Source organism: Microbispora hainanensis, assembly GCF_006874475.1.
GTDB classification, from domain to species: Bacteria; Actinomycetota; Actinomycetes; order Streptosporangiales; family Streptosporangiaceae; genus Microbispora; species Microbispora hainanensis.
Map to the genome: position 1 here is coordinate 43,537 of NZ_VIRM01000009.1, position 21,404 is coordinate 64,940.

Annotated in this window: 17 protein-coding genes; 8 read left to right on the forward strand and 9 right to left on the reverse strand. The window is 71.3% G+C overall.

All coding sequences use genetic code 11. The annotated features are described in order from the left end of the window. Window positions 1-29 precede the first annotated feature (29 nt). Entirely contained in the window at window positions 30-2,696 is a 2,667-nt protein-coding gene (locus FLX08_RS09895) for a bifunctional acetate--CoA ligase family protein/GNAT family N-acetyltransferase (RefSeq protein WP_142618083.1), read from the reverse strand. Between the two features lie 277 nt (window positions 2,697-2,973). Here FLX08_RS09895 and FLX08_RS09900 point away from each other — a divergent pair, with 277 nt between their 5' ends. Then, on the forward strand, window positions 2,974-3,864 hold the full coding sequence (locus tag FLX08_RS09900) for a carbohydrate kinase family protein (RefSeq protein WP_142618085.1): 891 nt from the start codon (window positions 2,974-2,976) through the stop codon (window positions 3,862-3,864). Window positions 3,865-3,990: 126 nt separating this feature from the next. On the opposite strand, the gene FLX08_RS09905 is transcribed toward FLX08_RS09900, so the two are convergent. From FLX08_RS09905 to FLX08_RS09930, 6 genes are all read right to left on the reverse strand, one after another. Then, window positions 3,991-4,908 (reverse strand): ABC transporter permease, encoded by a 918-nt coding sequence (locus FLX08_RS09905; protein WP_142618087.1) that lies wholly within the window; start codon window positions 4,906-4,908, stop codon window positions 3,991-3,993. After that, window positions 4,901-6,094, reverse strand: coding sequence for a quaternary amine ABC transporter ATP-binding protein (locus tag FLX08_RS09910; RefSeq protein ID WP_142618089.1), 1,194 nt, complete (start codon window positions 6,092-6,094; stop codon window positions 4,901-4,903). Before FLX08_RS09910 ends, FLX08_RS09905 begins: the two co-directional genes overlap by 8 nt. Before the next feature lie 33 nt (window positions 6,095-6,127). Then, the gene (locus FLX08_RS09915; protein WP_167530344.1) at window positions 6,128-7,072 is read right to left on the reverse strand and encodes a glycine betaine ABC transporter substrate-binding protein; all 945 of its coding nucleotides are present in this window, start codon (window positions 7,070-7,072) and stop codon (window positions 6,128-6,130) included. A 76-nt stretch (window positions 7,073-7,148) separates the two neighbouring features. Further along, window positions 7,149-10,190 carry a DUF3604 domain-containing protein gene (locus tag FLX08_RS09920; RefSeq protein ID WP_142618092.1) on the reverse strand — a complete coding sequence of 1,014 codons (3,042 nt, stop codon included), beginning with the start codon at window positions 10,188-10,190 and terminating at the stop codon, window positions 7,149-7,151. Between the two features lie 225 nt (window positions 10,191-10,415). Continuing rightward, window positions 10,416-11,309, reverse strand: a complete 894-nt coding sequence (locus FLX08_RS09925; RefSeq protein ID WP_142618094.1) for a LysR family transcriptional regulator — start codon at window positions 11,307-11,309, stop codon at window positions 10,416-10,418. A 51-nt stretch (window positions 11,310-11,360) separates the two neighbouring features. Continuing rightward, window positions 11,361-13,472 carry a RecQ family ATP-dependent DNA helicase gene (locus tag FLX08_RS09930; protein WP_208761366.1) on the reverse strand — a complete coding sequence of 704 codons (2,112 nt, stop codon included), beginning with the start codon at window positions 13,470-13,472 and terminating at the stop codon, window positions 11,361-11,363. Window positions 13,473-13,603: 131 nt separating this feature from the next. On the opposite strand from FLX08_RS09930, the gene FLX08_RS09935 reads away from it, so the two are divergent. Both FLX08_RS09935 and FLX08_RS09940 read left to right on the forward strand, forming a co-directional pair. After that, on the forward strand, window positions 13,604-14,179 hold the full coding sequence (locus FLX08_RS09935; protein WP_142618096.1) for a GNAT family N-acetyltransferase: 576 nt from the start codon (window positions 13,604-13,606) through the stop codon (window positions 14,177-14,179). 186 nt (window positions 14,180-14,365) lie between these two features. Then, a complete protein-coding gene (locus tag FLX08_RS09940) occupies window positions 14,366-16,891 on the forward strand; it encodes a DNA gyrase/topoisomerase IV subunit A (RefSeq protein ID WP_142618098.1) in 2,526 nt (841 codons plus the stop codon). Between the two features lie 177 nt (window positions 16,892-17,068). On the opposite strand, the gene FLX08_RS09945 is transcribed toward FLX08_RS09940, so the two are convergent. After that, entirely contained in the window at window positions 17,069-18,037 is a 969-nt protein-coding gene (locus tag FLX08_RS09945; RefSeq protein ID WP_142618100.1) for a GlxA family transcriptional regulator, read from the reverse strand. 86 nt (window positions 18,038-18,123) lie between these two features. On the opposite strand from FLX08_RS09945, the gene FLX08_RS09950 reads away from it, so the two are divergent. The 3 genes from FLX08_RS09950 to FLX08_RS09960 are packed head-to-tail and all read left to right on the forward strand — an operon-like array spanning window position 18,124 to window position 19,174. Continuing rightward, window positions 18,124-18,357 (forward strand): hypothetical protein, encoded by a 234-nt coding sequence (locus FLX08_RS09950; protein WP_142618102.1) that lies wholly within the window; start codon window positions 18,124-18,126, stop codon window positions 18,355-18,357. Further along, window positions 18,354-18,893, forward strand: coding sequence for a hypothetical protein (locus FLX08_RS09955; RefSeq protein ID WP_142618104.1), 540 nt, complete (start codon window positions 18,354-18,356; stop codon window positions 18,891-18,893). The genes FLX08_RS09950 and FLX08_RS09955 overlap by 4 nt, the downstream gene beginning before the upstream one ends. A gap of 2 nt (window positions 18,894-18,895) precedes the next feature. Further along, window positions 18,896-19,174 (forward strand): DUF3817 domain-containing protein, encoded by a 279-nt coding sequence (locus FLX08_RS09960; protein ID WP_142618106.1) that lies wholly within the window; start codon window positions 18,896-18,898, stop codon window positions 19,172-19,174. Window positions 19,175-19,182: 8 nt separating this feature from the next. On the opposite strand, the gene FLX08_RS09965 is transcribed toward FLX08_RS09960, so the two are convergent. Next, window positions 19,183-19,548 (reverse strand): VOC family protein, encoded by a 366-nt coding sequence (locus FLX08_RS09965; RefSeq protein ID WP_142618108.1) that lies wholly within the window; start codon window positions 19,546-19,548, stop codon window positions 19,183-19,185. Window positions 19,549-19,687: 139 nt separating this feature from the next. On the opposite strand from FLX08_RS09965, the gene FLX08_RS09970 reads away from it, so the two are divergent. After that, the gene (locus tag FLX08_RS09970) at window positions 19,688-20,188 is read left to right on the forward strand and encodes a beta-class carbonic anhydrase (RefSeq protein ID WP_142618110.1); all 501 of its coding nucleotides are present in this window, start codon (window positions 19,688-19,690) and stop codon (window positions 20,186-20,188) included. A gap of 194 nt (window positions 20,189-20,382) precedes the next feature. Continuing rightward, window positions 20,383-21,390: an SPFH domain-containing protein gene (locus FLX08_RS09975; RefSeq protein ID WP_142618112.1), complete on the forward strand. Its 1,008-nt coding sequence runs from the start codon at window positions 20,383-20,385 to the stop codon at window positions 21,388-21,390. Window positions 21,391-21,404: the final 14 nt, after the last annotated feature.

The window sequence follows — 21,404 nt, forward strand, 5'->3', positions numbered from 1 at the left end:
ATCGGCTCAGGCGTCGATCATCGCGCCGGTCAGCTCAGGCGGCGGGGACCGACGTCGGGGCGCAGCGCGGTGACGGGCCGCAGGACGGCCCGCGCCCCCAGCACGGCCACTCCGGACGCGCCGACGAGGACCTGGTCGAGGTCCATCCTGGCGACCTCGGGCAGGGCGTCGGCGAGCAGCCCCACCCGCACCAGCAGGTCCTCCAGCGCCTCCACGGCCACCGCCTGGTAGCCGTACTCGCCGAACAGCAACGGCGCGGCGCGGACCGACCGCACCAGCCCCGCCGCGTCCTCGGCGGTGAGCGGCGCGAGGCGGTAGGCCTGGTCGCCGAGCAGCCGGGCGGTGACCTCGCCAAGGCCGAACGTGACGACCCCGCCGAAATAGCGGTCCTGGGTCACGCCGACGACGGTGGGCACCGAGGGCTGCGGCGCCATGCGCTGCACCGCGAGCGGCGTGCCGGGCCCGAGGAGCGCGGCGAGGTCGGCGTACGCCTGCCGGACCCCGGCGGGCTCGGTGAGGCCGATGCGGACGGTGCCGGCACGGCGGGCGTCCTCCGGGTCGGCCGACTTGACCACCACGGGCCAGCCGATCCGCTCGGCGGCGGCGACGGCCTCCTCGGCGTCGGCCGCGACGTACGCCGGCCAGACCTCGATGCCGTAGCAGGCCAGCAGCATGGTGGCGTCGATCTCCCGCTCCTCGCCGAGCGTGCCTTCGCCGTCGGCACCCTCGCCGGCCGCGCCCTTGCCGGCCAGGGCCGCGGCGACGATCCCCCGCGCCGCGGCGGTGTCGATCCCCTCGACGGACGGGACCGTGCCGGGCGGCTGCCTGCGCCACTGGGCGTACCGCACGACGTGGGCCAGCGCGCGGACCGCCTCCTCGGGGGCCGGGTACGACGGGATGGACCCGCGTTGGGGGGAGTCGTCGCCGGGGCCGTCCGTCACCCGCAGCTCGACCGGCATGCCCAGCGCGCCCTGGAAGGTCGCCAGCACCGGCTTCCCCGACTCCCGCGCGACCTCCAGGAGCGCCTCGGCCACCTCGCGGCAGTCTCCGGGGATCGGGGGCATGTAGATCGCGACGGCGGCGTCCACCTCGGGCAGCACGCTCCGCAGGGCCGCGGCGAACTCGGCGGCGCCGGCGCGGGCGCCGAGGTTCACCGGCACGCCCGGCTGGAGGCCCGCGCCCGCGCACGCCTCCTCCGCGAGCAGCGTGAGCGCGTCGGAGTTGCCGACCACGCCCACCCTCGGCCCGGCAGGCAGCGGCTGGTGCGCCAGGAGCTGGCCGACGTCGAAGAGCTGGACCAGGTCGTCCACCCGGATGACCCCGGCCTGCGCGAACAGCGAGCTCAGCGCGGTGTCGGGCAGCGCGAGCACGGGCGCGCGGTGCCCGCCGGGTACGCCGCGCGACTTGACCACCACGATCGGCTTGGACCGGGAGATCCGCCGGGCCAGCCGGGTGAACTTGCGCGGGTTCCCGATGGACTCCAGGTAGAGCAGGATCACATCGGTCGCCGGGTCCTCCTCCCAGTATTGGAGGAGGTCGTTGCCGGACACGTCGGCCCGGTTGCCCGCGGAGACGAACGTCGAGATGCCCATGCCGCGCTGCGCCACCCGCTGCAGCAGGGCGGTGCCGAGCGCACCCGACTGGCTGAAGAACCCGACCCTCCCCCGCCCCGGCAGGGTCGCCGCGAGCGTCGCGTTGAGCCGTACGGCGGGGTCGGTGTTGGCGATGCCCAGGCAGTTGGGCCCCACCACACGGATGCCGTACGCCCGGGCGATGCGGACCAGCTCCTCCTGGCGGGCCCGGCCCTCTGGCCCGGTCTCGCCGAATCCGGAGGAGACCACGACCAGGCCCTTCACGCCCTTCTCCGCGCACTCCCCGACGAGTTCGAGCACGCCCTCGGCGGGGACCGCCAGCACCGCGAGGTCCACCTCGCCGTCGATGGCCGACACGCTGCGGTAGGCCCGCACGCCGGCCACGGCCCGTACGTGCCGGTGGACGGGATAGACGGGGCCGGTGAAGTCGGCGGCGAGCAGGTTGCGCAGGACCGTCTGGCCGATTCCCCCCGGCTCGCGGCTCGCGCCGATGACCGCGACCGACTCGGGCGTCAGCAGGCGGGCGATCGAGCGCGCCTCGGCGCGGTGCTCGCGGGCGAGCCGGACCTCCAGCGCGGTCTCGGTGCTGGACAGGTCGAGCGTCATGCGCACGACGCCGTCCTCGAACTGGCTCTGCGCCGTGTATCCGGCCTGGCGGAACAGGCCCATCATCCGGTGGTTGCCCGGCAGCACGTCGGCGATGAAGGTCTTGATCCCGCGCTCGCGCGCGGCGGCCCGCAGGTGCTCCATCAGCACCGCGGCCACGCCCCTGCCCTGGTGGGCGTCCTCGACCAGGAAGGCCACCTCGGCGTGGTCGCGCGGCTGCACCCGGTCATACCGTACGACCGCGACCATCTCGGTGCCGATCGTGGCAATGAGGGCGACCCGGTTGTCGTAGTCGACGTTGGTGAACCAGACCACGTCCTTGTCGGTCAGGCGGGGCCGCGGCCCGAAGTACCGGAAGTAGATGGACTCCGCGGACAGGCGCGAGTAGAACGAGCGCAGCATGCCGGCGTCGTCCGGCCTGATCGGGCGGACATGGGCGGTGCCGCCGTCGGACAGCACGACGTCCGCCTCCCAGTGGGCGGGGTACTGAGGGTGCACGCAATCGAGGCTAGCCGCGTCCGGCTTCGCCTGGATTGAGACATTCCTTACGACTGGCCCGTCCGCTTTCCGGATCCGCCTATAAGGGATCTACCAGCCCTGACGTGGCAAGTTGGGCAACGCTTGTGCATCGACTGTGCCCGTCTGTCCGCTCTCCACCCCACGACGCCCCTGGAAGCTGTTAGGTTTCTGGACGTCAGCCTCACAGCACGGAGAGGACGCCGCCCCTCCTTGGGCATGGCTCACCTCCACAAGCAGTTGGCAAGGTGGTGACATCATGACGCGGGTCGTCGTGGTGGGCGATCTCATGACGGACGCGGTCGCCCGCGCGAAATTCCCTCTTGCCAGGGCGAGCGACACCCCGGCCGTCGTGACCATGCACGGTGGCGGCTCCGGCGCCAACATCGCCTCCTGGCTCGCCGTGGAGGGCTCCGAGGTCGCCTTCATCGGCCGCCGCGGCGCCGACATCACGGGCCGCAACCGCGACATGGAGCTCATGGGCTACGGCGTGGACGCCCGGCTCGTCATGGATCCCGAGCGGCCGACCGGCACCTGTGTCGTGCTCGTCACCCACAAGGGCGAGCGGACCATGCTGTCCGACCCCGGCGCCAACGCCGCGCTGTCCCCCGAGGACCTGCCGCGCGACCTGTTCGGCGGCGGCCACCTGCACATGTCCGGTTACACACTGATCAACGAGGGATCGCGCGACGCCGGCCTCGCCGCGCTCGACATGGCCCGGCGGTCCGGCATGTCGATCTCGGTGGACTGCGCCTCCACCGCTCCTCTGGAGCGGACCGGCGCCGAGCCCTTCCTCGAGTGGACCGACGGCGCGAAGCTGCTGTTCGCGAACGCCGACCAGGCCAAGGTGCTCACCGGCAGGGACGACCCCGCCGCGGCGGCCAAGGTGCTGACCGCCTGGTTCCCCCAGGTCGTGATCAAGCTCAACGCCGAGGGCTCGCTCTGGTTCTCCAACAACCGTCCCGAGCCGGTCAGGGCGCCCGCCGAGGTCGTCGACCGGATCGTGGACGGCACGGGCGCCGGCGACGCCTTCACCGCCGGTTTCCTGCCGGTCTGGCTGGACGGCAAGCCGGCCGCCGAGGCGCTGGCGGCGGGCAACGCCCTCGCCGCCAAGTGCATCTCCAACCTCGGTGCCCGCCCCCGCCTCTGACCCCAGCGCCCACGGGCCGGGGGTACGGCTCCGCACCGGTCTTCCGGCCCGAAGACAGAACGCCCGCGATTCCCAGGGGGATCGCGGGCGTCATCGCGTCGGGCGAGCAGGTGGGCACTCCGCGAGTCAGGCGAGGGGAACCGTCACTTCCTCGTGCATCCGGTCCCGCTGGGCGGGCGCGTCCGGCTCGGCGGCCCTGCGCCTGGCGCGCCTGCGGGTAAGGTCCCGCGACCCCGCCGCCGATGTGAGCCGGTCGAGGTAGATCGCCAGGATCACCACGGCGAGCCCGCCCTCGAACCCCTTGCCGATGTCGAGCTGGGTGACACTCTGGACCACGACCGAGCCGAGGCCCTGGGCGCCAACCATGCCCGCGATGACCACCATCGACAGGGCCATCATGATCACTTGGTTGATTCCCGCCATAATCGACGGCAGCGCGAGAGGGAGCTGCACCTCGCGCAGCACCTGCCAGGGGCGGGAGCCGAAGGCGACCGCCGCCTCCACCACCTCCGCGTCGACCTGACGGATGCCCAGCTGGGTGAGCCTGACCGCGGGCGGGACGGCGAACGCGGTGGTGGCCACCACGCCGGGCACCACCCCGATACCGAAGAGGAACACGGCGGGAATGAGGTACACGAAAACCGGCAGGGTCTGCATGAAGTCGAGCACCGGCCGGATCACCATGCTCACCCGGCTGCTCCGGGCCGCCCAGACACCGAGAGGCACGCCGACGGCGACGGCGATGACCGCGGCGACGAGCACCACCGCGAGCGTCTGCATGGTCTGCACCCACAGCTGCATCGACGCCACGAGCAGGAAGGCGAGCACCGTGAACACGACGAGCGTCACACGCCGGCCCGCCAGCCAGGCGAGAACAGCGAGAACGGCGATCAGCAAGAGCGGGTGCGGGGCGACGAGAACGGTGTAAACCACGTCGACGAGCTGCATCAGCACGTTGGCGAAGACATCGAACGCCTCGCCGAGATGGTCTTGCAGGAACTGGGTGAATTTCTCGACGGCGTCGCCGATGGGGAGCTCAGGCATGCCTCACCTTTTTCGGAACCGCCAGGGCGGCGAGGATCGCCGCCCTGGGAGCGACACCGAGCAGACGTCTGTCGGCGTCCACAACGGCGATGGGCACCGTGTGACGTCCGGCCAGATCGCAGAACTCCACGATCGGCGCGTCCGCGGGCACGGCGTGGTAGTCGCCGCCGAGACAGGACTCGACGGTCGTCCCGCCGTCCCGCAGCGCTCCCGCGAGTGCCTTGTCGGTCGCCACTCCGACGACGCGCCCGGTCTCGTCAAGGACGAAGATCCCGTTCATCTCCACGTTCTCGAGCCGCTTGAGCACCTCTACCGGGCTCTCGCCGCACCGCGCGGTCACGAGCGGCGGACGCAAGACGTTCCCCGCGGTGAGAACGCGAGAGCGGTCCACGTCGGCGACGAACTCGGTCACGTAGTCGTCGGCCGGCGCCGAGATGATCTCGTTGGCGGTGGCGCACTGGGCCACCCGGCCGTCCCGCATGACCATGATGCGCTCGCCGATCCGCATCGCCTCGTTGAGATCGTGCGTGACGAAGACGATGGTCCGCCGGTCCTCTGACTGGAGTTGCAGGAGCAGTTCCTGCATGTCGCGGCGGATCAGCGGATCGAGGGCGCTGAACGGCTCGTCCATGAGCAGGATCTCGGCGTCCGTGGCCAGTGCGCGGGCAAGTCCCACCCGTTGCTTCATCCCGCCGGACAGCTCGTGCGGGTAGGAGTCGGCCCACTGCTCCAGCCCAACGCGCCGCAGCGCCCAATCCGCCCGCTCCATACGCTGCTTCGCCGGCGCCTGCCGGACCTTGAGCCCGTAGGCGGCGTTCTCCCGCACCCTGCGGTGCGGCAGCAGCGCGAAGTGCTGGAAGACCATGTTGATCTTCCTGTTCCTGAGCTGCCGCAGCTCGTCCTGCGGCAGGGCGGCCAGGTCGGCGCCATCGACCAGCAGGGACCCCATGGTGGGTTCCACAAGACGGTTGAGCATGCGCAGCACGGTCGACTTGCCCGATCCGGACAGACCCATGATCACGAAGATCTCCCCGGCGGACACGGAGAACCCTACGTCGTCGACCGCAAGGAAGCCGCCCGCCTCGCGTACCGCGTTCCGGCGCCGTTCACCGGCCCCCCGCAGCGCGGACACCGCCCCGTCCCGCGGCATTCCGTAGACCTTGGTGAGACCTCTGGCTTCGATCATGGTGCCCTCCCGCGGGCTCTCACCGGTCATGCGTCAGCCCTTCAGGCTCGGCAGGACGACATCGGAGGCCGGCTTGCCGTTGATGTCGGTGACCCCGTTCAACCAGCCCGCGACCATGTCGGGATGGGTTTTCATCCATTTCTCGGCCGCGGCCTTCGCCGTCTTCTTCTCCTTGTCGAGGGCGCGGATCCACGCCGAGGCACTGTCGGCGTCCACTTTCATCTGCGACAGAAAACGGTGGAGATTCGGGTCCTGCTTGTCGAGGCCCATGCGCTCGAGCACGCGGATCTCCCCGGCGCCCGGCCACACCTTCTGCGGGTCGTCCATAAAGACGAGCTTGAAATCGATCGTCATCCAGTGCGGGCTCCAGCCGAGGAAGACGATCGGCTGGTGCTTGGCCGTGCGCCGGGTCACCTCCGCCAGCATCGCCTCGGTGCTGCTCTGCACGAGCTGCCAGTCGCCCAGCCCGTACGCGTCCTTGTCGATGGCCTCCTGGATGATCTGGTTGGCCGGGGCGCCCGGCTCGATCCCGTAGATCTTGCGCCCGAACAGGTCCCCGTTCTTGTCCAGATCCGCGAGGGAGTGCACCCCGTACTTGTCCGCCACCCACCCGGGGACGGCCGGGGCGTACTGTGTGCCGCTCAGGAGGGTGCCCACGACCTTGACCTTTCCCTCGTCGATGGGCTTTTGGAAGACCTGTTGCTGGCTGGGCCACCAGTTCCCGAGATAGGCGTCCGCCTTGCCGGTCGCCAGCGCCTGGCCGGCCAGCGGTACGGACACCTCCTGGGTGCTCGCCTGGTAACCAAGCTTGCCGAGGATGTCGATCGCGATCTGCGTCTCCACCACCAGATCGCTCCACGGCTGCTGGACGAACCTGGCGACACGCGCGCCGCTGCCGCCGCTCGTCGTGGCGAAGCCGTCGGTAGTCGTGCCGCTGCACGCGGCCAGCGCCGTCGCCGCGACCAGGACGACAGTCACATTCCGCAGTCTCCTGAGTACAGATGTCATCGGCGTTTCCAATCGTCAGGGGTTGTTGGAGACCGTCGTCGGCGGATCAGTTCTGCTCCACCCAGATGGGCGAGGACCATGCCATTTCGCCATCGGTCTGGTAAGCGCGGACGTAGTACCAGCCCGACTCGGGGCTTTCGTCCCGCCAACTGAAGCGGTGCTCGGGACCGCCGAGCGAGGTGAGGCCGCCGATGCCAGGCTGCAGGCGCAGACGCCCGTCGTTCTTCACGGGGATCTCGACAACCGCCGTCCTCAGCTCCCCCAGCGTCGTGCTGTGCGCGCCCTGGGTGGTGGTGACGGTGACGGTCGCCTCGTCGGGGCCGATCAGGGTGACCTCCACGCCGCCACGCTGCGAGCCGTACGGCTCGCCGAAGCTCTTGGTGCTCGCCTGCCAGCCGATCCGCCGCCGGTCGACCTCGACGATCTCCGGACTCCAGTACGGCGTCTGCAGCACCTCGCCGCCGTCGATCACGAGGACGCCGCTCCAGTCGGTGGTCGTGGAGCTCATCCCCCATTCGACGCGCACCGGCACCGCCGCCCAGCCCTCCGGCAGGCCCAGCTCCGGGCACACACTGTGCACGACCTCTCCTCCGCGAACGATCTCGATGCGGGCCAGGTCGCCGTAACCCCGTACGTAGGCCGACAGTTCGACCGGGCCGCCCGCCGTGGTCTCGCCGCCCATGAACGTCTCACCGATGCGGACGTCCACGAGCAGGTCACGGGTGGTCGCGGCGAACACCCGGCGGGCGTGGAGCGCATCGAAGATCGACGCCCGGTCCAGCGACTCCGCGTACGCCCCGATGTAGCTCGCGCCGTGCCCGTGGTCGGAGGAGGCGATGAGCCCGAAACGGTGACCACGGCGCAGGCCGTCCAGGACGAAGGTGCCGGGCAGGGTGGCGTCCGAGTACTGCCGGAAGCAGCCGTCGTCCTCGTAGTTGCCCCGGCAGGCCTGGAATACCTCGACCAGCCGCAGGTAGTCGGCGTCGTAGTAGCTCCAGTCGAAGGGCACCATCGCCGATCCCGGGTGGTGCGGAATGGTGATCGCCGGGAAGTCGGGGTACTCGCGCATCTGCCGCCACAGGTCGGCCGGCGTGTCCGAGCCCTCCGCGTACGAGGAGAAGATGGGCGCGCCGCGCCTGACGTCGCCGTAGATGACGTTCTGGTGCCCGGTCATGCCGGTCCATTCGAAGCCGTAGAGCGGCACAAACCGGCCGTCGACGCGGAAGAGGTCGGCGACCTTCTGGATCGACCACCACTGGTAGTCCGTGCTGTTCTCCGAATGGTCGGTGACGGCCCAGAAGTCGTACTCGCAGACATCCCAGGAGTAGCGGTAGAAATCCTCCAGTGAGGGCTCGTCGCCGGAGGTGCACCGGCTGATGAGCGAATGCCGGTGCAGGTCACCCCAGAACAGGCTGTAGTCGGTGCCGTCGACCCGGGTCGAGTACCGCTCGCGGCCTGCCCCCACCCAGGACCGGGCCTCCCGGCGCTCCGCGCTGTGCACGATCTCGATCCGGCGCTCGGCCCGTGCCGGGCCGGACGACGTCACGGTCGCCGATCGCAGCGACCCCGTGCCGTGCATGCCGTGCCAGATCACCTCACCGTGGTGCTCCAGGAGGAAGGGGCACTCCCGGCCGCCGAAGCCCTCGGTCCACGTGAGGCCGCGCTCAAGACGGCCGTCGGTCTGCCACACCACGAGCGCGCCGCTCGGCAACGGCGCGATCGCGGGCTCCTCAAGGGTGCCGTCGCTCGCCGAGAAGGTCGTGGGCGCGGACCAGCCGTCGGGCCCCAGGCTCTGCGCCGCGACCTCCCAGTAGTAGGTCATGAGCGGCAGCCGGCGGTGGATCCGGTAGGCGACAGTGAGGCCGCCGCCTGGGTCGGCGGCGAGCCGCGGCAGCCCTCCGGGGACCACGTCGAGGCCCTGCGCGAGGACCCCGTCGGCCTCCCGCACGCCGTCGTCGTCCACCCGCACGACCCGGATCGAGGCGGCCACCTCGGGCAGCAGCTCCGGCGGGACGAACTCGCCGCTCTCGCGCATGCCCTCGATCCGCGGCGACTCGGGCAGGCGCTCCGTCGGCCGCAGGCGCGTGGGACCGGAACCACCGTGCCCGTGGACCGTGATCACGTCGAAGGCGCACCACACCGCGCCGTCGCTGGTCACCGCCAGACTCGGGTGCAGGGCGTAGTCGCTGCCGCCGGTGATGGCCCGGACCGGGGAGAGTTGGCCGGACGGCTCCGCCGTGCGCAGCACGACGCGGTAGGCGCCGCCCGTGTACTCCGTCCAGGCGTACACCGTGCGGCCGCCGGGCGCGGAAGCGATCGCCGGATCCCACACGTTGGCCTCGACGCCCTCGCTCACCAGCCTGGTGTCGCTCCACGCGCCGTCCTTCCAACGGCGGGCGAAGATGCCGAAGCGGTTGTCGAGCCGTCCCTGCCAGCACACCTCGACGCTGCCGTCCGGATGCGCCGTGAGTTCCTGGTTGAACGAGGGGTGTGAGGTGCTGCTCACCCGATCCTCGTCCGTCCAGCGGCCCGCTTCGTGGCGGCGGCACCAGATCGTCACCTCACCGCCGTCGGACCGCGCATAGCAGACCCAGGCCCGTCCTTCGGCGTCGAAGAGCGCGGTGGGGCGGAAGCAGTCGGCCGGATCGTTCGACAGGACGACCGGCTCGCCCTCGGCCCTCGGGCCGTCGAGCAGCGTCGCCAGCACCCGGTCACCCGCGCCGTGCTCCCATTCGGTCCATGCATACAGAACGCGGCCGTCGGCCGCCGTGGCGACCGACGGCCGCGCCGCCGACCCCGATACCCTGACGGCCCGGCCCTCCAGCCGCCGATGGCCGTCAAGGCGGGTGGCGCCCGCCAGCGCCTCCTCGGCCCGTGCGATGAACTCCGAGACCCGGCCGCCGCCCTCGTCCACCCACATGTATCGCAGCGGGTCGGGGTCGAGCAGCGCCTCAACCGGCGAGACGTCACGGCAGACCTCGATGGCGGCGGCCATCCTACGGTTGAAGCCGAGGACACGATCAAGATCGGCGCGCTGCGCCTCGGTGTACTCTCCGCTGTGGTGGTCGACTCCGCAGCACCGGCCCACGGTAAATCCCTTCGGCAGCACAAAACAGGGGACTGAAAGGACACGCGAATATTCAGCATGGTGGTGCCGTCCGCAAATCGGGACGGCCGAGCCTCTCCGCTGAATCCGCCGCGAATTTTCTGGTGCCCAAGACGCTGCCGTGTCGGAGGCAGGGGTGTCAATGCGACCTTCGCCGCAAACCTAGACCCGAGTCCTTTGATTGCTATAGAAGCTTTCTATGGATCGCTATCGTCGATCGTGCGCGGGCCGACCGGCGAAGGACTCCGCCAGCCGCACGAAGGCCTCCGCCGCCGGAGAGAGCGACTCGGACCGCCACAGCAGACGGACGCGGCGCGTCACCGGAGGGTCGATCCGCGCGATCCGCGTACCCTGACGTGCGGCCTCCTCTGCCATCGGGCGCGGGAGCAGCGCGGCTCCCGCACCCGCGAGGACGAGCGGCACGATGGCGGCGCGGTGGGTCGTCTCGACGGCGATGCGGAGCGGGACGCTGGCGCCGGCGAGTGCCTGCTCGACGACGGTCCTCGTCGTCGTCCCCTGCGGGGTCGTCACGAGGTCGAGCTCGGCCACCTCGCTGATCGTCAGCCGCTCCGCGTATGGCGAGCCCGGCGGGAGCACCGCGAGCATTTCCTGCTCCGGAAGTTCGAGGGTGCGCAATCCGGTGGCCGGGACGGAGAAATCGGCGAGCCCGAGTTCGCATTTCCCTGAGCGCACCATTTCGGCGACCGCCACCGCCTGCTCGGGGTCGGTGATTCGAATATCGATTCCGGGATGGCGATTGCGGAAAGCCCCGACCATACGGGCCAGCGGATCGACCGCAAGCGTGGTCAGCGCGACTATGTACAGCCTGCCGCTCTGCAGGCCGCGCACCCGCTGGACCGACGCACGGGCCCGGCTGAAATCGCGCACTATCTGCTGGGCCGGCTCCAGCAGCGCCTCACCCGCCGAGGTGAGGCGGACGCCCCGCCCGAGCCTGGTGAACAGCTCCACCCCCAGCTCGCGCTCCAGGGCGCCGACCGCGTGCGACAGCGACGGCTGCGTGACGTTCAGCGCGTGTGCCGCACTCGTGAAGCTGCCATGTGCGACAACCGCGAGAAAGTACTCGATCTGCCGCCGATCCATGGGCGCCTCCTGACTGTCTCGACGCCCTCAGCCCCTGCGGCCTCCACAGGCTCAGTTGGTGACGGCCAGGGCCAGCGGCAGCACGGCGGGCGCCCCGGCGTGCCTGACCTGGGCGGCGGCCATGGCCATCGTCCATCCGCTGTCCACGCGGTCGTCCACCAGCAGCACAGGCCCGCCCGCCGCCGCGATCCGCGCGGCCACGTCACGCGGCATGGCGAGCGTCCCCCGGATGGCCGTCACCCGCTGGGCGCTGTTGTGACGGGCGGCGGGCGACCCGTCGCGATAACCGAGGGTCCCGAGATACTCCAGCCGGCCGACCTGGGCGAGCCGCTCGGCGAGCGACCCGACCAGCTCCGGCCGCGCGCCCGACGGCATCGCGACCACCGCGACCGGACGCCGTTCCCACCCCCACGACTTCAGCACCTCGATCACGGCCGCGAACACGTCGTCGGGGATCGGCCCGTCGCCCGCCGCGAACAGGTCGCGCAGGCGGGTGCCCCAGCCGATGTCGGTCAGGCGGCCGAGCGCACGGCCGGGCTCGGCGCACAGCTCGGGCTTGATCCGCCCCTTCAGGTCCGGCAGGCCGGTGGGCCACTGGCGGCGCGGCTCGATCTCGACGCCGGGACGCGCGAGCCGCTGCTGGGCGGCCCGGACGGCCTCGTCCGGCACCTCGGCGGACCTGTGGGCGCCGGTGCAGTTGTCACACCTGCCGCACGGCGTGGCCGACTCGTCGTCGAGGTGGCGGCGCAGGAATTGCTCCCGGCACTCGGTGGTCGTGATGTAGCCGAGCATGGCCTCCTGCTCCGCGCGGCGCTCCGCCGCGACCCGGGCGTAGCGCTCGGCGTCGTAGCTCCACGGCTCGCCGGTGGCCTCCCAGCCGCCCTTGACCCGGCGTACGGCGCCGTCCACGTCGAGCACCTTGAGCATCATCTCGAGGCGGCTCCGGCTGAGGTCGACCCGCGTCTCCAGCGCGGCGGTCGACAGCACTCCCCCCTCGGACAGCGCGTCGAGCGTCGCCCTGACCACGCCCTCCGGCGGGAAGGCGAGCGAGGCGAAGTAGGCCCAGATCTCCCGGTCCTCGGGGCCGGGCAGCAGGATGACCTCGGCCCGCTCCACGCCGCGCCCGGCCCGGCCCACCTGCTGGTAGTAGGCCACGGGCGAGGCGGGCGCGCCCACATGGATGACGAAGCCGAGGTCGGGCTTGTCGAAGCCCATCCCCAGCGCAGAGGTGGCCACCAGCGCCTTGACCCGGTTGCCGAGCAGGTCCTCCTCGGCCGCCAGCCGGTCGGCCGGCTCGGTCTGCCCGGTGTACGCGGCGACGGTGTGGCCCTGCTCGCGCAGGTATGCGGCGATCTCCTGGGCCGCGGCGACGGTCAGCGTGTAGACGATGCCGGAGCCCGGCAGCTCGTGCAGCGTCCTGGCCAGCCAGGCGAGCCGCTGGTCCGCTCCGGCGAGCCGTACGACGCCGAGATGGAGGCTCTCGCGCTCCAGGGGGCCGCGCAGGACGAACACCTCGCCGCCGGGCAGCTCGTGCCACTCCTGGGTGACGGCGAGCTGCTCGGCGACGTCGCGGGTGACCCGGGCGTTCGCCGTGGCGGTCGTGGCCAGCACGGGGATGCCCGTCGGCAGCTCGGCCAGCAGCGTGCGGAGCCTGCGATAGTCGGGCCGGAAGTCGTGGCCCCAGTCGGAAATGCAGTGGGCCTCGTCGATCACCAGGAGACCCGCGCTGCCGGCCAGCTCGGGCAGCACGTTGTCGCGGAAGTCGGGGTTGTTCAGCCGCTCGGGGCTGACCAGCAGCACGTCGACCGCGCCCTCGGCGACCTGGCCGTAGACCTTCTCCCACTCCTCGGGGTTGGCCGAGTTGATCGTCTGGGCCTGGATGCCGGCCCGCTCGGCCGCGGCGATCTGGTTGCGCATCAGCGCCAGGAGCGGGGAGACGATGACCGTGGGTCCCTCGCCGAGCTCGCGCAGCAGCGCGGTCGCGATGAAGTAGACGGCCGACTTTCCCCAGCCGGTGCGCTGCACGACCAGCGCCCGCCTGCGGTCCATGACCAGGGCCTTGATGGCGGCCCACTGGTCGTCGCGCAGCCGCGCCTGATCGCCGGCGAGCGCCCGCAGCCGGGCCTCGGCCTCTTCCCGCAGCGTCACCTCTTCTTCGCTCACCCGCCCATTGGTACCAGGTCTCGCCGACCGTTTCCGCCGCGACCGCGGGAGGCGAGGCGGAAAGCGCGCACGTGAGGCGCCGGCGGCCGCATCCGGCCCCGGACGGGCGTCGTGGTTGGATGAATCCCGCTATGGACGTGACCACCTGGTATCTCGAACAGACCAGCCCCGCCGACCTGCGGCCGGGACGGACCCCCGCGATCCCCGCGCAGGTCGTGCGCGCCGAGGTCCCCGGCCCCGAGTTCAGCCGCTTCCTCTACACGGCCGTGGGCGGCGACTGGCAGTGGACCAACAGGCTGCCGTGGACCTGGAAGCAGTGGAGGGACTGGCTCGACCGGCCGGGCGTCGAGACCTGGGTGGCCTGGGTGCGCGGCACCCCCGCCGGGTACGCCGAGCTGGTGGCCCAGGACGCCGGCACGGTCGAGATCACCAACTTCGGGCTGCTGCCGTACGCGATCGGGCAGGGCCTCGGCGGATGGCTGCTGGGCGAGGCCACGGCCCGCGCGTGGGACCTCGCCGGGCGCTGGCCGGGGCGGGAGGCCACGCGGCGGGTGTGGGTGCACACCTGCTCCCTCGACGGGCCGGCGGCGCTGGCGAACTACAAGGCCCGGGGCTTCCGGATCTACGACGAGAAGCTGAACGCGCCGGGCGACGAGGACGAGGGCGAGACGCCCGGTCCCTGGCCCGGCGCCGGCCCCCGCGACTGACCGTCCGGGGCCGGGAAGGGCTGCCCCGTCGGGGAAGCCGGACGGCGGGCACGAGCCCGGCAGTATGGTGGTGAGTCGCGAACAGGGTGAACTCTCGGCAGAATGTTCGAGACACACCACCGACGTTGACCTTCCCCGGCTCCGACGGGCCGGGGCCCGGCTCCTCGACACGCAGGAAACCACGACATGGCCCGACGCACGACGACACCCCCGCCGGACGAGGACTTCGAGGAGCGGATCGTCGACATCGACGTCTCCGCGGAGATGCGCGCCAGCTACCTCGAGTACGCCTACTCGGTGATCTACCAGCGGGCGCTGCCCGACGCCCGCGACGGGCTCAAGCCCGTCCAGCGCCGCATCCTCTACTCGATGAGCGAGATGGGCCTGCGTCCCGACCGGGGGCACGTCAAGTCCTCCCGCGTCGTCGGCGACGTCATGGGCAAGCTGCACCCGCACGGCGACACCGCAATCTACGACGCGCTCGTGCGGCTGGCCCAGCCGTTCTCCATGCGGCTGCCGCTGGTCGACGGGCACGGCAACTTCGGCTCCCCGGACGACTCCCCCGCGGCCATGCGGTACACCGAGGCCCGCCTGGGCCCGGCCGCGATGCTCATGGTGCAGTCGATCGACGAGGAGACGGTCGACTTCAAGCCCAACTACGACGGCCAGGAGACCGAGCCGTCGGTCATGCCGTCGGCGTTCCCCAACCTGCTGGTCAACGGCGCCTCCGGCATCGCGGTCGGCATGGCCACCAACATGGCGCCGCACAACCTCGGCGAGGTCATCGCGGCGGCGCGCTACCTGATCAGGAAGCCGGACGCGACGCTCGACGAGCTCATGCGCTTCGTCCCCGGCCCCGACCTGCCGACCGGCGGCACGATCATCGGCCTCAACGGCGTCAGGGACGCCTACGAGACCGGCCGCGGCACCTTCAAGATGCGGGCCAAGGCGACGATCGAGCAGGTCACGCCGCGCCGCAAGGGCATCGTCGTCACTGAGCTGCCGTTCAACGTGGGCCCCGAGCGGGTGGTCACCAAGATCAAAGAGCTGGTGAACGCGAAGAAGCTCACCGGCATCGCCGACCTCAAGGACCTGACCGACCGCCACAAGGGCCTGCGCCTGGTCATCGAGATCAAGAACGGCTTCAACCCGGAGGCCGTGCTGGAGGAGCTCTATCGGCTGACGCCGATGGAGGAGACCTTCGGCATCAACAACGTCGCCCTCGTCGACGGCCAGCCGCGCACGCTCGGCCTGCGCGAGCTGCTGTCGGTCTACGTCGACCACCGGCTCGACGTCGTGCGCAGGCGGTCGCTTTACCGGCTGCGCAAGCGCGAGGAACGGCTCCACCTCGTCGACGGCCTGATCATCGCGCTGCTCAACATCGACCAGGTCATCCGGGTGATCCGCGACTCGGACGACACGGCCCAGGCGCGCACGCGGCTCATGGAGACCTTCGAGCTGAGCGAGATCCAGGCCAACTACATCCTCGACACCCCGCTGCGCCGCCTCACTCGTTACGACAAGCTGGAGCTCGACCGCGAGAAGGAGCAGCTCCAGGCCGACATCGCCGAGCTGAACGAGATCCTCGGCTCGGAAGACCGGCTGCGCAAGGTCGTGTCGTCCGAGCTGGCCGAGGTGGCCAAGACGTACGGCACGCCGCGCCGCACGGTCCTGCTGGAGTCGTCGGAGGCCGCCAGGGCCGCGGTCGTGCCGCTGGAGGTGGCCGACGATCCCTGCCTGGTGCTGCTGTCGTCCACCGGCCTGCTCGCCCGCACGACCGACGCCTCGCCGGTCTCCGGCGAGGGCGACCGGACGGCGCACGACGTGCTGGTCTCGGTGGTCCGCTCGACCGTGCGCGGCGAGGTGGGCGTGGTGACCTCCCAGGGCCGGATGATCCGGGTCTCGGTGCTCGACCTGCCCGCGCTGCCGCCCTCGGCCAATCCGCCCTCGCTCGCCGGCGGGCATCCGGTGGCGGAGTACGTCGCCCTCGAACCGGACGAGAAGGTCGTCGGGCTGGGCTCGCTCGACCCGGACGGGCCGGGGCTCGCGCTCGGCACCAGCCAGGGCGTGGTCAAGCGGGTCGTGCCCGAATATCCGGTCAACCGCGACGAGTTCGAGGTGATCGGGCTGCGGGACGGCGACGTGGTGGTCGGGGCCGTCGAACTGACCTCCGCCGACCACGACCTGGTGTTCATCACCAGCGACGCGCAGCTCCTGCGCTTCCCCGCCTCCGTCGTACGGCCCCAGGGACGTCCCGCGGGCGGCATGGCGGGCGTGCGCCTCGACGGCGATGCGAAGGTGGTCTTCTTCGGCGTGGTCGATCCCACGCTGGAGGCGCGTGTGGTGACGATCGCCGGATCCTCCACCGCCCTGCCCGGCACACAAATGGGCGCGGGCAAGATCTCCGACTACGCCGACTTCCCGCCCAAGGGGCGGGCGACCGGTGGCGTGCGCGCCCAGCGCTTCCTCAAGGGCGAGGACGTCCTGCTGCTCGCGTACGCCGGCCCGGCGCCGGTCAAGGCCGTCTCCTCGACCGGCAAGCCGGTGCCGCTGCCCGAGGAGCTCGGCCGCCGTGACGGCTCGGGGGTGCGCCTCGTGCACGCCATCGCGGCGATCGGCGGCGCGCTCGGCGCGGACGGCGGCGAGGATGCCGCCGTGACGGAGGGCGGCCTGGCCACGACCGGCGACACCGGAGGCGAAGAGCCGCAATGACACGCGGGGCGAAAAACCGTCCCGCTGACACCGGAGGCGAAGAGCCGCCGCGATGACGCGCAGGCGGCTCCTCGCCACCTATGTGACGGCGGCCCCTATGTGACGGCGGCCCCTATGTGACGGCGGCGCGGAGCCGGTTTCCGGCTCCGCGCCACGCCGCGCGCCCTTTCGTGGTGCTCAGGTGGCGGCGGGGCTCTCTCCGGGCGAGGAGTGGAACGAGGAGCGGTACGCCTGCGGCGTGGTCCCCACGACCCGCTTGAACCGCTCCCTGAACGCCGTCGGCGACCCGAAACCGGCCTGTGTGGCGATGCGCTCGATGCCGTGATCGGTGTTCTCCAGCAGATACTGCGCCCGCCGGACCCGGGCGCGCAGCAGCCACTGCAGCGGTGTCGTGCCGGTCTGCTGGCGGAAGCGCCTGCTGAACGTCCGCTCGCTCATCCCGCCGCGGGCCGCCATCTCCCGCAGGGTCAGGTCGTGGCCGAGGTTGTCCTCGATCCACGCCAGCACCGGCTCCAGCACGGAACCGCTGGGCACCGGAGGGTGCTCGTGGACGATGAACTGGGCCTGACCTCCCTCCCGTTCCAGCGGCATCACCGACAGGCGGGCCGCGTCGGCCGCGACGGCGGAGCCGTGATCGCGCCGGATCATGTGCAGGCACAGGTCGAGCCCGGCGGCCGCGCCCGCGGAGGTGAGCACCTGCCCGTTGTCGACGTAGAGCACGTCCGGCCGCACGTCCACGAGCGGGAACCGCCGGGCCAGCAGGGGCGCCGCCGCCCAGTGCGTGGTCGCCCTCAGGCCGTCCAGCAGCCCTGCCGCCGCGAGCGTGAACGCGCCGACGCAGATCGACGCGAGGCGGGTGCCCCGCGAGGCGGCGTCGCGCAGCGCCTCAAGCGCCTCGGGCGGAGGCGGCCCGGCCCGCTCCGAACGGCCGGGGACGACGACCGTGTCGGCCTCGGCCAGCACGTCGAGGCCGTACGGCACGCGCAGGGCGAACGCGTCGGTCTCCACTTCGGGGCCGGGCCCGCACACCCGCACCCTGTAGGGGCTCCGGCCGTCCGGCAGGCGGGTGCGCCCGAACACCTCGATGGGGGTCGCCAGGTCGAAGGGCACGACATGGTCCAGTGCCAGGATCGCCACGGTGTGCACGATCGCCACGATAGACCGGATCCCGCCACCCCCACATCCAGGCGGGATCCTCTGAACCTCAGGTGAGAACTGTTGGCGAGAATCCGTTGGCTTTTGTCGTTCTCGCCTCTGGGATCGACCCGGGCCGCACTCCTACGGTTGGTCACCGCACCGCCGACGACACCGCCGACGACACCGCCGGCGACACCCGCCGACGACAAGGGGAGATGCCGATGCCGGCCCAGTTCGTGCGTCACGTGACCGGTCACCACCCGGGTCTCGACGCGCTCAGCGCCTCCGGGCGCGAGCGCCGCCCTCTGATCTGGGACGGCGCACGATGACCGCGTTCTTCCTGGTCGTTCACGTCCTCGCCGCGATCCTCGCGGTCGGGCCGGTCGCCGTCGCGGCGAGCATGTTTCCCGCCGCCGCGCGTGCCCTGTCGGATCGGGGCCTCTCCGACCAGGGCGAGGCCGGTCAGGGCACCCGTATCGGCGGCGTGGCCACGCTCCGCGTCCTGCACCGCATCTGCCGGGTCTACGCCGTCGCGGGCCTGGCCGTACCGGTCTTCGGGTTCGCGACGGCGAGCGGCCTCGGCGTGCTGCGCGACGCGTGGGTGATCGCGTCCGTCCTGCTCACCGGCGCGGCGGCGGCGGTCCTGGCCCTGGCGGTCCTGCCGCGTCAGGAGGCCGTCCTGGCCCGGCTCACCACCCGGGACTCCACGCCCGCCGACACGCCCGCCGACACGCCCGTGGCCAAGCCCGCCGACGGCGGCGGCGGGGTGGCACGGCTCGCCATGCTGACCGGCGTCTTCAACCTGCTGTGGGCGGCCGTCACCGTGCTGATGATCGTTCGCCCCGGCTCGACCACGGGAGTCTGACCATGTCACGCCCTCATTCGGCGCTGCGCGCCGCCGCCGCCGTGGAGCTGGGGTCTCTGGCCGTCCTCCTGGCCAATCTGGCCACCGTGCACCTGCCGCCCGTCTCCTCGCTCGTCGGCCCCTTGCACGGCTGCGCCTACCTGGTCGTCGTCGTGGCCGCCGCCCGCGACCCGGAGTGCGACCCGACCGGCAAGGTGCTGGCCTGGCTGCCGGGAATCGGCGGCCTTCTCGCCCTGCGGCGCCTCGCGCACCGGGACAAAGCCGCCGACTCCGTCGGTTGAGCGTCGGCTCACCCGGTGACCAGGCAGAACGGATGCCCGGCCGGGTCGAGGAAGACCGTCCAGTGGCCCTCGCCCGGCTGGTGCTCGTGCCTGACGGCTCCCAGGGCGAGCACCTGCTTCTCCGCCGCGCCGATGTCGTCCACGCTCAGATCGAGGTGGAACTGCTGCGGGTGCTCGGCGGACGGCCAGGCCGGGGGCACGTACTCGGGAACCCGCTGGAAGGCGATCCGGGTCTGGTCGTCGCCGGCGAGCGTGATCCAGTCCTCGTCCTCGTCGGCGATCTCCCAGCCGAGCAGCCCGGCGTAGAAGCCGGCCAGCGCCTTCGGCTCCGGACAGTCGAGCACGACCGAGTGCACACGTGCGACACCGCTCATGGTGACCTCTTCTCCCTCCAACGGATGACACCAGTGAAAACCTTACACCGGTGTCGCAGGCGAGGGCCAGCCGTTTGGAAGTGCCCCAAAGCCCGCCCCCCGCACGGTTGATCGGAGGGCATGGGGCAACATCTGTGACATGACCGGAGCTTTCGACGATCTGCTGGACGCCAACGAGAAGTACGCGAGCACGTTCACCCACTCCGGGCTCAGCGGCCGCGCGGCGCGTGGGCTGGCAGTGGTGACGTGCATGGACTCCCGAATCGACCCGCTCGGGCTGCTCGGCCTGAACGCGGGCGACGCCAAGATCCTGCGCAACGCGGGCGCGCGGGTGACCGACGACGTGCTGCGGACCCTGGTCCTCGCCGTCTATCTGCTCGGCGTCGACCGTGTGCTGGTGATGCCGCACACCGACTGCCGGATGTCCAAGTCGACCGACGAGGACGTGCACAACCTCATCGCCGCCGATTACGGCGTCGACACCCGCAGCCTCGATTTCCAGACCGTCCCCGACCAGCGGGCCGCGCTGCGGCACGACGTCACCCGCATCACGTCCAGCCCCTACCTGCCCGACGACCTCGTCGTGGGCGGCGCGATCTACGACGTGCACACCGGACGGCTCCAGCCTGTCGAGTTCTGATCCCACCCCCTCCTCGCGCGACCCCCCGTACGGCCGGCCGCCCGGCCTGCCGTACGGGACCGGTCGGGCTCCTTCTCGGCTCCTTCCGGCCATGCCGGAACCGGGGCGCCCCGCTGCTACGTTGTCCTGGCCGACGACACGTGAGCTTTTCCCCGGCACCGCAACCGGTCCCGAGGCGCCCCCTAGGAGCCCATATGCCCAGCCGCAATTCCTCCGCCTCCGGCGGAACGTCAGGCCGATCCTTCCGACGCATCGCCATCCTGGTGATCCTCGCGCTCATCGTCGTCGGAGCGCCGACCCTGATCGGCGCCTTCGGCGGGTTCGAGCGCACCAGCGGCGGCGAGGTGGCGGTCGTCCGCGACGGCGGCCCGCTCGACGACAACAAGGTCCGCCAGGTCATCGACCCCGGCTCCGGCGTGACCTGGATCGGCTGGTGGTCCCAGATCCACCGCTACCCCGCCCAGCAACGGTTCTACACGATCACCTCGAACTCCGGTGAAGGCGAGAAGTCCGGCGTCGACGTGGTCAACGTGCCGAGCAGCGACGGCGTCAACATGGGCATCGAGGGCACGCTCTACTTCGGGCTCAACCTCGACCACGCGACGCTGAAGTCGTTCGACGACAAGTTCGGCACGCGCAAGTTCCGCAGCACCAACGGCGGGACCTACTACCCCTGGGACGGCGACGAAGGCTGGTCGGCCTTCCTCGACCAGATCATCCGTCCCGTGATCGACAACGACCTGCGCACCCAGATCAACAACTTCCGGTGCGCCGAGCTGGTCTCCTCCTGCGCGCTCGTGCAGAACAACAGCGGCGCCCAGCAGACGGGCCTGCCGCAGCAGGGCAACAACGCGAACATCGCCAAGATCCAGAACGCGGTGAACACGAGCCTGGCGGAAGACCTCAAGGCCACTCTCGGCGCCGACTTCGTGACCAACATCCACTTCAACCTCTCGCGGGTGACCCTGCCCACCGAGGTCCAGGAGGCGGTCAACCAGGCGCAGGCCGCGTTCGCGAAGGTCACCGAGGCGCAGGCGAAGGTCGCCCAGGCGCGCGCCGAGGCGGAGGCCAACAAGGCCCGCCAGGACGGCTACAACAGGTGCCCCACGTGTGCGGAGATCGAGAAGCTGAAGGCCCTGCCCCAGGGCATCACCGTGTACGCGCCGGGCAATACTGGAGGCGTCGCTCTGCCCACCAAGTAGGAAGCCGCAGCCCC

Excerpts from the sequence above, each read along its gene's own strand:
- FLX08_RS09900 (WP_142618085.1), top strand. The coding sequence starts at position 2,974 with ATGACGCGGGTCGTCGTGGTGGGCGATCTCATGACGGACGCGGTCGCC.
- FLX08_RS09905 (WP_142618087.1), bottom strand. The coding sequence starts at position 4,908 with ATGCCTGAGCTCCCCATCGGCGACGCCGTCGAGAAATTCACCCAGTTC.
- FLX08_RS09910 (WP_142618089.1), bottom strand. The coding sequence starts at position 6,094 with ATGATCGAAGCCAGAGGTCTCACCAAGGTCTACGGAATGCCGCGGGAC.
- FLX08_RS09925 (WP_142618094.1), bottom strand. The coding sequence starts at position 11,309 with ATGGATCGGCGGCAGATCGAGTACTTTCTCGCGGTTGTCGCACATGGC.
- FLX08_RS09935 (WP_142618096.1), top strand. The coding sequence starts at position 13,604 with ATGGACGTGACCACCTGGTATCTCGAACAGACCAGCCCCGCCGACCTG.
- FLX08_RS09940 (WP_142618098.1), top strand. The coding sequence starts at position 14,366 with ATGGCCCGACGCACGACGACACCCCCGCCGGACGAGGACTTCGAGGAG.
- FLX08_RS09955 (WP_142618104.1), top strand. The coding sequence starts at position 18,354 with ATGACCGCGTTCTTCCTGGTCGTTCACGTCCTCGCCGCGATCCTCGCG.
- FLX08_RS09960 (WP_142618106.1), top strand. The coding sequence starts at position 18,896 with ATGTCACGCCCTCATTCGGCGCTGCGCGCCGCCGCCGCCGTGGAGCTG.
- FLX08_RS09965 (WP_142618108.1), bottom strand. The coding sequence starts at position 19,548 with ATGAGCGGTGTCGCACGTGTGCACTCGGTCGTGCTCGACTGTCCGGAG.
- FLX08_RS09970 (WP_142618110.1), top strand. The coding sequence starts at position 19,688 with ATGACCGGAGCTTTCGACGATCTGCTGGACGCCAACGAGAAGTACGCG.
- FLX08_RS09975 (WP_142618112.1), top strand. The coding sequence starts at position 20,383 with ATGCCCAGCCGCAATTCCTCCGCCTCCGGCGGAACGTCAGGCCGATCC.